The 13090-nt window shown below is 69.1% G+C and carries 12 protein-coding genes; 9 read left to right on the top strand and 3 right to left on the bottom strand.

Annotated elements, in window-relative coordinates:
• Window positions 1–90: 90 nt before the first annotated feature.
• The 7 genes from OG609_RS07820 (at window position 91) to OG609_RS07790 (ending at window position 6932) form a co-directional block, all read left to right on the top strand.
• Window positions 91–1251, top strand: a complete 1161-nt coding sequence (locus tag OG609_RS07820; RefSeq protein WP_327272128.1) for an NAD(P)/FAD-dependent oxidoreductase — start codon at window positions 91–93, stop codon at window positions 1249–1251.
• A 37-nt stretch (window positions 1252–1288) separates the two neighbouring features.
• Window positions 1289–1615, top strand: coding sequence for a (2Fe-2S)-binding protein (locus tag OG609_RS07815; RefSeq protein WP_327272127.1), 327 nt, complete (start codon window positions 1289–1291; stop codon window positions 1613–1615).
• Complete coding sequence (locus OG609_RS07810; RefSeq protein ID WP_327272126.1) at window positions 1596–3074, top strand: FAD/NAD(P)-dependent oxidoreductase; 1479 nt, start codon at window positions 1596–1598, stop codon at window positions 3072–3074. The genes OG609_RS07815 and OG609_RS07810 overlap by 20 nt, the downstream gene beginning before the upstream one ends.
• 100 nt (window positions 3075–3174) lie before the next feature.
• Window positions 3175–4083, top strand: a complete 909-nt coding sequence (locus tag OG609_RS07805; protein ID WP_327272125.1) for a dihydrodipicolinate synthase family protein — start codon at window positions 3175–3177, stop codon at window positions 4081–4083.
• Between the two features lie 89 nt (window positions 4084–4172).
• Complete coding sequence (locus OG609_RS07800; RefSeq protein WP_327272124.1) at window positions 4173–5174, top strand: proline racemase family protein; 1002 nt, start codon at window positions 4173–4175, stop codon at window positions 5172–5174.
• Window positions 5171–6115 carry an ornithine cyclodeaminase family protein gene (locus tag OG609_RS07795; RefSeq protein WP_327272123.1) on the top strand — a complete coding sequence of 315 codons (945 nt, stop codon included), beginning with the start codon at window positions 5171–5173 and terminating at the stop codon, window positions 6113–6115. The genes OG609_RS07800 and OG609_RS07795 overlap by 4 nt, the downstream gene beginning before the upstream one ends.
• Window positions 6116–6203: 88 nt before the next feature.
• Window positions 6204–6932 carry a GntR family transcriptional regulator gene (locus tag OG609_RS07790; RefSeq protein WP_327272122.1) on the top strand — a complete coding sequence of 243 codons (729 nt, stop codon included), beginning with the start codon at window positions 6204–6206 and terminating at the stop codon, window positions 6930–6932.
• A 264-nt stretch (window positions 6933–7196) separates the two neighbouring features.
• Here the strand turns inward: OG609_RS07790 and OG609_RS07785 are convergent, their stop codons facing one another.
• Window positions 7197–8669, bottom strand: coding sequence for an aminopeptidase P family protein (locus OG609_RS07785; protein WP_327272121.1), 1473 nt, complete (start codon window positions 8667–8669; stop codon window positions 7197–7199).
• A 338-nt stretch (window positions 8670–9007) separates the two neighbouring features.
• On the opposite strand from OG609_RS07785, the gene OG609_RS07780 reads away from it, so the two are divergent.
• Window positions 9008–11395, top strand: coding sequence for a M9 family metallopeptidase (locus tag OG609_RS07780; RefSeq protein WP_442817948.1), 2388 nt, complete (start codon window positions 9008–9010; stop codon window positions 11393–11395).
• 97 nt (window positions 11396–11492) lie between these two features.
• Here the strand turns inward: OG609_RS07780 and OG609_RS07775 are convergent, their stop codons facing one another.
• Both OG609_RS07775 and OG609_RS07770 read right to left on the bottom strand, forming a co-directional pair.
• The gene (locus tag OG609_RS07775) at window positions 11493–11879 is read right to left on the bottom strand and encodes a barstar family protein (protein WP_327272119.1); all 387 of its coding nucleotides are present in this window, start codon (window positions 11877–11879) and stop codon (window positions 11493–11495) included.
• 92 nt (window positions 11880–11971) lie between these two features.
• Complete coding sequence (locus OG609_RS07770; protein WP_327272118.1) at window positions 11972–12364, bottom strand: ribonuclease domain-containing protein; 393 nt, start codon at window positions 12362–12364, stop codon at window positions 11972–11974.
• A 341-nt stretch (window positions 12365–12705) separates the two neighbouring features.
• Here OG609_RS07770 and OG609_RS07765 point away from each other — a divergent pair, with 341 nt between their 5' ends.
• Window positions 12706–13068, top strand: coding sequence for an ATP-binding protein (locus OG609_RS07765; RefSeq protein ID WP_327277970.1), 363 nt, complete (start codon window positions 12706–12708; stop codon window positions 13066–13068).
• Window positions 13069–13090 lie beyond the last annotated feature (22 nt).

Below are 13090 nucleotides of genomic sequence, written 5' to 3'. Positions count from 1 at the left end.
CGAGCGGCGCGACGGGGTGATGGTTGATCAACTGGCCCTGCACACACCCTTGGCGACTCCAAAGCAATGTGACATATTACTGTCGTGTTCATGAGACAGCCCCTGGATGTCGTCATCGTCGGGGCCGGAGTGGTCGGTGCCGCCTGCGCCTACTACGCCTCCCGGTCCGGACTGTCCGTAGCCGTCGTCGACCGAGGGCCGGTCGCCGGAGGCACTACCGGAGCCGGAGAGGGCAACCTCCTGGTCTCCGACAAAGTGCCAGGACCTGAATTGGAACTGGCTCTTCTCTCCTCCTCCTTGTGGCGCCAACTGTCGGAAGAACTGCCTCCGGACATCGAGTACGAGCTCAAGGGCGGCCTGGTCGTGGCGGCGTCAGAGGAGTCCTTGACCATACTTTCCGCGACGGCCGCCGGCCAGCGAGGAGCCGGAGTCGAGGCGTACCACGTCACATCCGACCGGCTCCGCGATGCCGAGCCTCACCTCGCACCGCACCTTGCCGGAGGCTGCCACTACCCGCAAGACGCCCAGGTTCAACCAGCGCTGGCAGCGGCCGAGTTGTTACGGGCAGCCGGCCGCTCCGGAGCACGCCTCTGCCCGGGGGAGGAAGTCGTCGGGATACTCAGGGATCGGGATGGCGCGGTACGCGGGGTGCGCACCGCACGGAGTGAACTGCGCGCCCCGGTGGTCGTCAACGCGGCGGGCACCTGGGGCGGTGACCTGGCCGCAATGGCCGGGGTGGACCTGCCGGTCCTGCCGCGCCGGGGGTTCGTGCTCGTCACCGAGCCGTTGCCGCGGCTGATCCGGCACAAGGTCTACGCGGCGGAGTACGTGTCCGATGTGTCGAGCGGGTCCGCGGCGCTGCAGACCTCGCCCGTGGTGGAGGGAACTCCGTCGGGGCCGGTGCTGATCGGGGCCAGCCGTGAACGGGTCGGCTTCGACCGGACGTTGTCGGTTCCGGCGATCGCCCGGCTGGCCTCCCAGGCCGCCGCTCTCTTCCCCGTACTGGCGGATGTGCGGGTGATGCGCGCCTACCACGGGTTCCGCCCCTACCTGCCCGATCATCTGCCGGCGATCGGCCCGGACCCCCGGGTGCCAGGCCTCTTCCACGCCTGCGGCCATGAAGGCGCCGGGATCGGGCTGGCCCCCGCGACCGGACTGCTGATCGCCGACGCGATCGCCGGGCGACAGCCGGTACTCGATCTCGGACCGTTCGCCCCGGACCGGTTCGACACCACGTGCCATGTCACATGACTGCGAAGGGGGCTCGCGTGCCCCAGGAGAGGACCCTGTGAGACGTACCCGTGCACGTACCCCGGCCGAGCTCGTCGCGGCGCAGCCCGAACCGGAATTCCAGCTGACCTTCGACGGGCGCCCGATCCGTGGACTGCCGGGCCAGAGCATCGCCGCGGCCCTCTGGTCGGCGGGCATCCTGACCTGGCGCACCACCAGGGTCCACGGCCGGCCGCGGGGAGCCTTCTGCGGCATCGGTGCCTGCTACGACTGCCTGGCCACGGTCAACGGCCGGCCGAACCAACGCGCATGCCTGCTTCCCGCCTGCCCCGGCGACGCGATCACCACACAGGAGGGCGACGGGTATGCCGCACTCGACAGATGAACGCCGCCCACGGGACGCGGACTGCGCCGGACTCGCCGTGGTGGGCGCGGGACCGGCCGGCCTGGCCGCCGCCGTCACCGCGGCCGATCACGGGCTCGACGTGGTTCTGCTGGACTCGGCCGTCACGCCCGGTGGGCAGTACTACCGAAGCCCGCCCGACGGGCTCGGCGCGACCCGGCCCGGCGCCCTCCACCACGGTTGGCCCGTCTTCGCCGAGCTCTCCGCACGACTTGCCGCGCACCGCGAATCCGGGGCGATCCGCCATCTCCCCGACCATCAGGTGTGGACGGTCGAACGAGCCGGGGAGGGCGACTGGATCCTGCACGCCGTCACCGGAGCCGATGGGGGTCGACGTTCCGCGGTCCGGGCCCGCCGTCTGCTGTTGGCGACGGGTGCCCATGAACGTCAACTTCCCTTCCCCGGCTGGACGCTTCCGGGCGTGGTGAGCGCGGCCGGCGCCCAGGCCATGCTCAAGTCCGGCCTGGTCCTGCCCGGCCGCCGGATCGTGGTCGCGGGGAGCGGCCCGCTTCTGCAGGCCGTCGCCCTCTCGCTGACGCGCGCCGGCGCGAGCGTTCCCGCACTCATCGAAGCGTCCGGTTACGGGGCGTATGCGCGCGCTCCCCGAGTGCTGGCCGCCAACCCCGGCAAGATGGCGGAAGGCGTCCGGTACGGGGCGGCACTGACCGGCGCCGGAGTTCGAATGCTGACTCACCGGGCGGTGACCGACGTGCACGGCGACGACCGGGTGGAGGCGGTGACCGTCAGTCGGGTGGACCGCCGGTGGCGCCCCGTGCCGGGGACCGGCCGCAAGATCGCCTGCGATGCGCTCGCCGTCGGACACGGGCTCGTTCCTCAGCTGGAACTCGCCGTGGCGGCGGGCTGCGATACACGCGCGTGCGCGGACGGCACGCATGCGGTCACCCTCGACGAGCAGCTCAGGACCACCGCGCCGGGGGTCTGGGCGGCGGGAGAGGCAGGCGGCATCGGCGGCGTCGAACTTGCTCTCTGTGAAGGAGAGTTGGCAGCGCTTTCGGTCATTCGCGAGATGCGGGGCGCTGTGCAGCGGGCAGCGGCGCGCAGAGCAGTCGCCCTGCGTCGTTCCCGACGCCGTCTGCGGGCCTTTTCCGCGTTGATGGGTGCCGTGCACCGGCCGGGGGCGGGGTGGAGCGAATGGCTGACCGGCGAGACGGAGGTCTGCCGTTGCGAAGAAGTCACCGCGGGCCGGATCCGTACCGCGTGCGAGGAGCTCGGAGCCGGTGACACCAGGACCGTCAAACTGCTCACCCGGGCCGGAATGGGGTGGTGCCAGGGCCGGACCTGTGGAGTCGCCGTCCGCGAACTGGCCGACGCGCACGGCGCCGGACGCGGCGCCGGTGAAGAGCCGGACGGCCCCGACCGGCGCCCGCTGGCCTGCCCGGTAAGGCTTTCCACGCTCGCCGACCTGGCCGATCCCGGATAGACCCGCGGCCACTCCCCGACACACCTCGGCACCGCGTGCCGTCAGATGCTGCCCACGCTTCCACCACACCGTGAAATATCACACCTCTCAAGGAGCCACGATGCAGACGAACACCCACCCGCGAACCCGCCCCTGGCACGGGGTCATGGTCGCTACCCCGCTCACATTGCGCGATGACTGCACGATCGACTACGACGCCTATGCCACGCATGTTCAACAGCTCATCGCGGAGGGCTGCGACGGTGTGGTGCCCAACGGGTCACTGGGGGAGTACCAGACCCTGACCGACAGCGAACGCGAGCAGGTGGTCCGGGTCGCCGTCGAGGCGGCAGGCGACGGCAGCCGCGTCATGCCGGGCGTCTCCGCCTACGGCAGCGCGGAGTCGCGGCGCTGGGCGGAACAGGCCGCAGAGGCGGGCGCCGGTTCCGTGCTGCTCCTGCCGCCCAACGGGTACCGCTGCGAGGACGCGGCGGTCCGAGCCCACTACGCCGCTGTGGCCGAAGTCGGGGTTCCGGTCGTCGCGTACAACAACCCGTACGACACCAAGGTGGACCTGACACCGAGCCTGCTCGCCGCTCTCCACCAGGAGGGCAGCGTCGTGGCGGTCAAGGAGTTCAGCGGCGATGTCCGAAGGGCCTACGAGATCGCCGAACAGGCGCCCGGCCTCGACCTGCTCGTGGGCGCCGACGACGTACTTCTGGAACTGGCACTCGCCGGGGCCGTCGGCTGGATCGCCGGCTGTCCGAACATGCTGCCGTCCTGCTGTGTCGAGCTGTACCGGGCCGCTGTGACAGGCGACATGGCAACTGCCCTGCCGCTCTACCGCGAGCTGCATCCCCTGCTGCGGTGGGACTCGAAGCCGGAGTTCGTCCAGGCCATCAAGGCCTCCATGGACGTTGTCGGGCGCCACGGCGGCCGTACCCGTCCGCCACGCCTCCCCCTGCCCGCCGACGACGAGGCAGCCGTACGTGCCGCGACGGAGAAGGCACTGGCCGGGGGCCTCGGCTGAGCGCGGTTCGGGCGCTGTACGTCCGGACAGCGCCCGACCCAGCCCGTTCTTCGTGTTGTTCATGACGAACCGACGAACCAGGAGGAGCCTTGCAGACACGTCACATCTTCCACGCGGTCGACTCACACACCGAGGGCATGCCCACCCGCGTCATCACCGGCGGCATCGGCACCATTCCCGGCGCCACGATGGCCGAACGGCGCAGGTACTTCCAGGAGCACCGGGACGCCGTGCGCACGCTGCTCATGTACGAACCGCGCGGCCACGCCGCCATGAGCGGCGCGATCCTCCAGCCGCCCACCCGGCCCGACGCGGACTTCGGCGTCCTCTATATAGAGGTCTCCGGGTTTCTGCCGATGTGCGGGCACGGCACCATCGGAGTCGCGACCGTTCTGGTGGAGACCGGCATGGTCGAGGTCACCGAACCCGTCACCACCGTACGGCTGGACACCCCGGCCGGACTCGTCAGCGTCGACGTCCAGGTGAAGGACGGAGCGGCCGCCGCCGTCACCCTGACCAACGTTCCCGCATTCAGCGTCGCACTCGACCGGACGGTGGACGTACCCGGCTACGGACCGGTGCGCCACGACCTCGCCTACGGCGGCAACTTCTATGCGATGGTGCATCTGGCCGACCTCGGGCTGCCCTTCGACCGGGCGCGCAAGGACGACATCCTGGCGGCCGGACTCGCCGTGATGGACGCGGTCAACGCCGTCGACCGGCCCGTCCACCCGGAGGACCCGGACATTCACGGCCTCAAGCACGTGCAGTTCATCGCACCCGGTTCCGATGCCCGCCACTCCCGACACGCGATGGCGATCCACCCGGGCTGGTTCGACCGGTCGCCCTGCGGAACCGGCACCTCGGCGCGCATGGCCCAGCTGCACGCCCGTGGTGAATTGGCCCTGGACACCGACTTCGTGAACGAGTCGTTCATCGGAACCTCGTTCACCGGGCGTCTCGTCGAGAAGACCACCGTGGGGGGCCTTCCCGCCGTCGTCCCCACCGTCACCGGCCGTGCCTGGATCACCGGTACCGCACAATTCTTCCTGAACCCGTCCGACCCCTTTCCCGAAGGATTCCTGCTGTGAATCTGCCCCTGCTCGGCGCCGGCGACATCGAGGCCCTGGGACCGACCGGAGCCGTGGACGCCTTGGAGGCGGCGCTGAGCGGGGGACTCGATCCGGAGACGTCCCCCGCCCGGCACCATGTCACAGTGCCCGGCGGAGAACTGCTGATCATGCCCGCCACCACCCAGCAGGTGACCGGAGTGAAGATCGCCGGAGTCGCCCCCGGCAACCCGGCACGCGACCTGCCACGGATCACCGGAAGCTACCTGCTGCTCGACGGCCCCACCCTGCTGCCGCTCGCCCTGCTCGACGGGGCCGCGCTCACCACACTGCGCACACCGGCCGTGTCGGCACTCGCGATCCGCCACCTCACCCCGCCCGTCCTGCGCCATCTGGTGCTCTTCGGAACCGGCCCCCAGGCGTACGGTCACCTTGCCGCGGTGCTCGCGGAACGGCACGTCGAACGGGTCACCGTGATCGGCCGTACCCCGCACCGGGTCGCCGCACTGGTCGAGCACGCGCGTCAATGCGGCGTGGACGCCCGTGCGGGTGAGGCGCACGGGGCCGAGCAGGTCGCCACCGCCGATCTGGTGCTCTGCTGCACCACGTCCGCCACTCCGCTGTTCGACGGCACCCTCGTGCCCGACGGCGCGACAGTCGTCGCGGTCGGCTCGCACACCCCGGACGCCCGGGAGGTCGACACGGCTCTGGTGTCACGCTCCACCGTGATCGTCGAATCGAGGGCGGCAGCCCTGTCGGAGGCGGGCGATCTGCTGATTCCGGTGGCGGAAGGAGCTTTCGGAGCCGAGGACATCGCCGGCAACCTCGCCGACCTGGTGACCGGTCGGATCCTCGGTGAGAAGCCGGCTGCCTTCGTGCGCCCCCGGTTCTTCAAAAGCGTCGGAATGGGCTGGGAAGACCTTGCGGTCGCCGCTGCGGTGCACCGGAAGTCGGCGCCCTGACCGAGTTGTCGACAGGTCAGGAGCGACGGGCCCGAGTGGAAACGTGACATTGTATTCTGAGGGCCCGCACGGCGTTGGAGGAACAAACATGGCCCGCCTGTCGACGCTCAATGTCATCTCGGCGCAAGAACACTTGCGCGACCAGGTGGCGAACGCCCTCAGGGCGGCCCTGATCGCCGGGGACCTCCGTCCGGGCATGATCTACTCCGCGCCTGCGCTCGCTGCCGAATTCGGGGTGTCCGCCACCCCGGTCCGCGAGGCCATGCTCGACCTGGCGCGTGAGGGCCTGGTCGAAGCGGTTCGCAACAAGGGCTTCCGGATAACGGAGTTGACCGATCAGGACCTCGACGACTTCACCGAACTCCGCGCCATGATCGAGGTACCCACCGTCGGCCGCATCGCCCGGATGGGCAAGGTCACGGAGCTGCAGGCACTTCGGCCGCTTGCCCTGGCGATTGTCGCTGCTGCCGCCGAGCACGACATCATCGGCTATCTGGAGGCCGACCGTCGCTTCCATCTCGAACTGCTAGGTCTGGCGGGCAACCGCAGGCTGGTGGAGGAAGTCGGCAACCTGCGCAAGCGATCGCGCCTCTTCGGGCTGAACCGGCTTGACGCAACGGGGCAGCTGACCGTATCGGCCGAGGAGCATGTCCAACTGCTCGACCTCGTGATCGCCGGTGACGCCCAGCGCGCCGAGGCCTGCATGCTGGCCCACATGTCACATGTCAGGTCGATATGGGCCGAGGAGGACGGCGGCGACGTCGGCGCCGGAGGCACCCGGGTCAGCAGGGCGTCGCTGCCGGTCGCAGAGGCCTGAGAGCCTGTCGGGTGACCTCTGATCGGGCGGCCACGCCCTGGCACGCACGCTTCCCGCGTTGCCGAAATGTGCTAGTAGCGGAGCTACTAGGACATCCCGCCGCCTTGGAATCGCGCGCACCAGGCCGCGTCCGCTATCCGATCGAGGGTCACCCGACAGGCTCTGAGCCACCGGTTTCGTTCCGGAGCCCCAAGCGGCACTCCGTCCTCCACCGGCCGCCCCCGCCCTCCGCGCGGGGGCGGCCGGTGGAATGGGCCGTCCGGTTCAACCGTCCAGCAGGGCGGCCATCCACTCCTCGATTCCGTCGGCAGTGCGCGGCAGTGCGGACGACATGAGGCGTGCGCCGTCGGTCGTGATCACGAGGTCGTCCTCTATCCGCACCCCGATCCCGCGCAGCGACCGGGGCAGCGTCTCGTCGTCGGGCTGGAGATAGAGCCCCGGTTCCACGGTCAGTACCTGGCCGACTTCCAGGCGTCCGTCCAGATAGCGCTCAGCGCGCGCCTGAGCACAGTCGTGAAGGTCCATGCCGAGCATGTGACCGCTGCTGCAGAGCGTGTACCGGCGGTAGAAGCCGTTGTCGGCGTCGAGCGCCTCATCGGCGGACATCTGCAACACGCCCCATCCGTACAGCCCTTCGGCGATGACCCGCATGGCCGCCAGGTGGAAGTCACGGAATCGTGCCCCAGGGCGCAGGGCCGCGATGCCCGCTTCCTGCGCGGCGAGCACCAGCTCGTAGACGCTGCGCTGTGCGGGGGAGAAACGGCCGGACAGCGGCAGGGTGCGGGTGATGTCGGCGGTGTAGAGCGAATCGGTCTCCACCCCGGCGTCCAGTAGCAGCAACTGGTCGCGTTCCAGGGGGCCGTCATTGCGGATCCAGTGCAGGACACAGGCGTGCGCCCCGGCTGCGGCTATCGTGGAGTACCCCGGACCGTTCCCCTCCAGCCGGGCCCGTAGATCGAAGACGCCCTCGATCCAACGCTCACCGCGCGGGTGCCGCAGCGCCTGCGGGAGGCTCCGCACCACATCCTCGAATCCTGTCACCGTCGCATCGACGGCTTGCTGCAACTGGCCGGTCTCCCAAGGGTCCTTGACCAGTCGGAGCTCGCTGAGCACTGCTTCCAGTCCTGCCGGCGCCGAACGTCGGCGCTGGAACGAGCGGCAGGAACACAGTAGTTCGTCGACGGCAGGGTCCGCCCCTCCCAGCGCCCGTACCGGTGGCTGTGGCCCGGTCAGCAGCTTCTCCCAGGCGTCCAGGTGTGCACAGCGGATGCCGGTCATCCGGGCGGCTTCCTCCAGGTCGGGTCTGCGCCCGACCCAGAACTCCCCGTATCTGCGGTCGCGGTAGAACTCGCGGCCGGTGCGAGGTGACCGAGGCCGCAGATACAGCACCGCCTCGTGCCGCTCGTCGCCGTCGGGTTCCAGGACGAGGACGTGTCCGGCCTGGTCCTCGCCGGTGAGGCCGGTGAGCCAGGCGTAGCCGGTGTGCGGACGGAAGCGATAGTCCGTGTCGTTGGAGCGGACCGTGAGCGCGCCTGCCGGGATGACCAGGCGCTCGCCCGGGAAGCGGGCGGCTAGCCGTGCACGGCGGGCGGGGGTGGCGTCGATGGAGGGGACGCGAAGGTCCGTCGGCAGCGGGGACTTGGCCCAACCAGTGCCCATGAAGGCGTCCAGGGCGGGTGACACCGGCAGATCGTGGCTGCCGGTGCGGGGCGCGGAGAAGGAACGGGACACGGGCATTGCTCCTCGGGGCTCTGTGGGACCGGGGTCGGGGCCGGAACTCCGGCTCTCCAGCGGACACGGTGGTGCGGTGGTCGGGAAACCGGTGGTGGCCGCCGGTGTGTTCAGGGCCGCATGTCATATCCCGCGCTGTCACGAGAAGTTGTCGCGCGGATGAATGTGCGCGAGAGGGGTTCCAAAGAACATGTGACATGTGCCATTGTACAGCGCGCAAGGGAAAAGGTGCCGTGCTCATGTCACGTCGTGAGTGCAGTTCAGACCTGGTCCGGCGCCGACCTCTTGCATTCCCCCACAACTGCGCCCCGTCGCGCGGTCACCACTCCGCTGGGAGGCGGCACGTGAAGAACCTTAGGGTTCGACAGAGAATAACCGGATTGTCCACTGCGGTCCTGGCAGCATGCCTGGGCGTGGGCCTGTTCACGGCACCGAGCCAGGCCGTGGAGCAACGCCCCGCCGCGTCGGCCGCGGCCCCCCACTTCTCGGGCGCCGCTCAGGAACGGGCGGAAACGCGGACCGAGGACCCCGGCGGCCCCACTGCCGAGGCGCTGACGGCACCCGCCGACGATGCCGCTCACGTCGAACGCAAGTCGCTCAAGGCCGCTGACCAGCCGCCGCTGTCCGCGTCCAAGGACGCGCTCAAGCGGGACTACGACGACCCGGCCACCTCGCTTCCGAGCCACATAGCACCTTCGATGAAGGCCGAGAAGCGGGCCCTCGCCAAGAGGTCCGGCAAGGCTGTGGCCGAGTGCAACACCACCGATTTCACCAACAACACCGGAAGCGCCCTGGTCGAGAAGGTCAAGGCGGCGACCACCGACTGCGTCAACACGCTGTTCCGTCTCAAGGGCCAGGACGGCTACAACGCCTTCCGCGAGGACCAGATGGTCACCATCGCCGATGCGATGCGCGACGCGTCGGCCTCCTACCCCGGTGACGGCAGCACCGGCATGCCCCAGCTGGTCCTCTTCCTCCGGGCCGGCTACTACGTGCAGTACTACGACCCCGACACCGTCGGACAGTACGGGCCGCGCCTGCGCACGGCCATTCAGGGCGCGCTCGACGGCTTCTTCGGATCCTCGCACGCCTTCGACGTCACCGACGCCAACGGCGAGAGCCTGTCCGAGGCGATCATCCTGATCGACAGCGCCGAGGAGAACGCCCGCTACCTGAACATCGTCAAGCGGATGCTGGCCGGCTACGACGCTTCGTACAACAGCTCCTGGTACATGGTCAACGCCGTGAACAGCGTGTACACGGTCATGTTCCGCGGTCACCAGGTGCCCGAGTTCATCAGCGCCATCGAGGCCGACTCCAGCGTGCTGAACTCCCTGCACGACTTCGCCGCGAACCACCTCGACATGCTGGGCACCAAGCAGTCGTTCCTGGCCTCCAACGCAGGACTCGAGCTCGGCCGCTTCCTGAAGGAGGACTCGCTGCGCGCCAAGGCGAGCCCGCTCGCGATCGACCTGATGGGCAAGAGCTCCATCGACGGCCCCACCGCCTCGCTCTGGGTCAATCTGGCCAAGATGGTCGACGCCTACGACAAGGACAACTGCGCGGCCTACGGCGCCTGTGACCTCGCTGAGCGTCTCGAGAAGGCCGTCCTGCCGGTGAAGCACACCTGTAGCGACAGCATCACCATCCGGGCGCAGGACATGACCGCGGAGGAACTCGAAGCCAGCTGCACCAGCCTGCGCAACCAGGACGCCTACTTCCACGAGGTGGCCCGGGACAACGGGGCGGTCGCCGACGACAACAACAAGACCATCGAGGTCGTGGCCTTCGACTCCAGCACCGACTACCAGACCTACGCCGGAGTGATCTTCGGCATCGACACCAACAACGGCGGCATGTACCTGGAGGGCGACCCCAAGGCCGAGGGTAACCAGCCCCGGTTCATCGCCTACGAGGCCGAGTGGGCCCGCCCCGACTTCCAGATCTGGAACCTCAACCACGAGTACACGCACTACCTCGACGGTCGCTTCGACATGTACGGCGACTTCGCCGCCGGAATGACCACGCCGACCGTCTGGTGGGTCGAGGGCTTCGCGGAGTTCGTCTCCTACTCGTACCGCAAGCTCGACTACCAGGCCGCCATCGCCCAGGCCGCGAACCGCACCTACACCCTGCGCACCCTGTTCGACACCACCTACGACAACGCCGACCAGACCCGCGTGTACAACTGGGGCTACCTGGCCGTCCGTTACATGCTCGAATCCCATCGTTCTGACGTCGACACCCTGCTCGGCCTCTACCGCAAGGGCGACTGGGACGGCGCCCGCACCCTGCTCACGTCGACCATCGGCAGCCGTTACGACGCCGACTGGAACACCTGGCTGGCCGCCTGCGCGGCCGGCGCCTGCGGCAGCGGGTCCACCAACCCGCCCGGTGAGATCACCGAGTGCAAGGACGCCGACACCAGGATGCTGGGCCGGAACTGCATGCGCAGCGGGCTGAAGGCCGTCAAGGGCGACTACGCCTACCTGGCCGTCCTCATCCCGGCCGGCACCACCCAGCTGAAGATCACCGCCTCCGGTGGCACGGGTGACGCCGACCTCTACTACAGCTCGCAGGAGTGGGCGACCACCAAGGTCTACACCGACAAGTCCGTCGGCGCGGGCAACGAGCACACCCTGACCGTCAACAACCCGGCGCCGGGCTACCACTTCATCAGCCTCTACGGCACCGAGCAGTTCGACGGCGCCAAGGTCACCACCGAGTTCTGATCCCTACAACCCCCACGGTATCGGCCGGCCGAGTGATGACCCGCTCGGCCGGCCGGTGCCGTCCTCCGGGCCGCGTCCTCCGGACACGGCCCGGGGCTCACGAAAGCCGCAAGGTGCCCGGCCCGTCGTTCGACAGGATCTCCACGAGCTGCTCGAAGAGCGTCGGTCCGCGCCCCGCGAGGGCCTCGTCGAGCCGGTGGCGGAGCGCCGCCCGGTTGCTGGGGTGGGCCCGGTCCAGGCTCCGCCGCAGCTGCCGCGCCGTCTCCGCATGGCCCAGGGCCCGTGCCGAGAGGGCGTGGTTACGCCACTCGAAGACGAAGTCACCGTCGTCCGGAGTGCCCATCCCGCCGCTGAGACAGTCCGCGAGGGCATCGAAGTTGCGGCCGAAGTATCCGCCCGGGCCGTTCACGGCCTCGCCGATCACATTCCAGAACTGCTCCAGGCCGGTGACCCGGGAGCCGTCGATCACATAGGTCACGGTCATGTGGGGAGGGTACAAGTGGGGCCGCTTCCAGTGGTCCGTGATCCGCGCCGCAGGTGGGGGGCTACGGCGCGGACCGGCTCGGAGAGTGGGCTTCAGCAGCCCTGGTCGATCAGGTCGAACGTGGCGTAGTGGTCGCTGGTGTAGTAGTCCTCCTGCACCTCTTCACCCGTGACGATCCGACGCGCGCCCCGGGTGGGGGAGCCGGGGGTGATGACCGTGTACTCGTGGTAGTAGCCGGTGCTCTGGCTCGGCAGGACGCCTTCACGGTTCTGGAACACGGCACCGTCCTGCGAGTAGGGGAACGGGCCGCCCGTGTCGATCAGTTCGAGGGTGTCGTGCGCCTGGGCAGGCAGCGCCGAGTAACAGATGCTGCCGACCGAGGTGGTGGCGGCCGTTGCGGTCGTGGGGACCGGGCCGCCGATGAAGAGGACGGACAGGAGGGCGGCAGCGCCACCGAGCGTGGTGATCCGTGGGGGGATTCGCATAGCCACCATGATGACGCGCGTAGACATGGTCCCGTCAACGTCAACCGGTGTGAATTTTTTGGGAGTTAACCGGGGAGGCGGAAATGTGACATCCATGTGTCCGCCGCTCTGGGCCGTGCCGCCCGTTCTCTGTTCACTTATTGATGAGTCGACAAGCGTGGCGGCCCGCCTGTGGGGCATGCATCCCCAGACGACGAGAAATCGAGAAGTCGAGAAGGAGGCGATTCACTGTGCGGGCGGGGGAAACGATGGAGCGTCAGGGAGATGCCGAATCCATGGCAGGCGGGGCGGCGCACGAGTCAGGTGCACAGGGGCAGCAGCCGGTCCGGCTGCGTCGCAGACTGGCCCACACAGATCTGGCGGCCGTGAGCGAAGTGCGGTGTGCGTTGCGGGAGTTCCTGCGATACCGGTGGCGGACCGAGCCGGCCGAGGTGGCGGAGCTCCTGCTCAGCGAGCTGGTGACCAATGCGCTGATCCATACGAGGCACGGCGCGGTCGTCACGGTGAGCGTGGCACCCGCGAAACTGCGGGTGGAGGTTCGGGACTTCGTATCCGGAATGCCCTTGTCGTACGTACCGAACGCCGACGACGGTACGCATGGCCGAGGGCTGATCCTGGTGCAGAGCCTCGCGGACGCCTGGGGGGTCAGCGCACACGCGCTGGGCAAGGTCGTCTGGTTCGAGCTGGACGGCGAAAAGCCCTGAGAGTCCGGAAGGGACCGGACCA

The organism is Streptomyces sp. NBC_01224 (assembly GCF_036002945.1).
Taxonomy (GTDB): domain Bacteria; phylum Actinomycetota; class Actinomycetes; order Streptomycetales; family Streptomycetaceae; genus Streptomyces.
The sequence above is the reverse complement of the archived record's forward strand: the minus strand, read 5'-3'. Positions and strand labels throughout refer to the sequence as shown.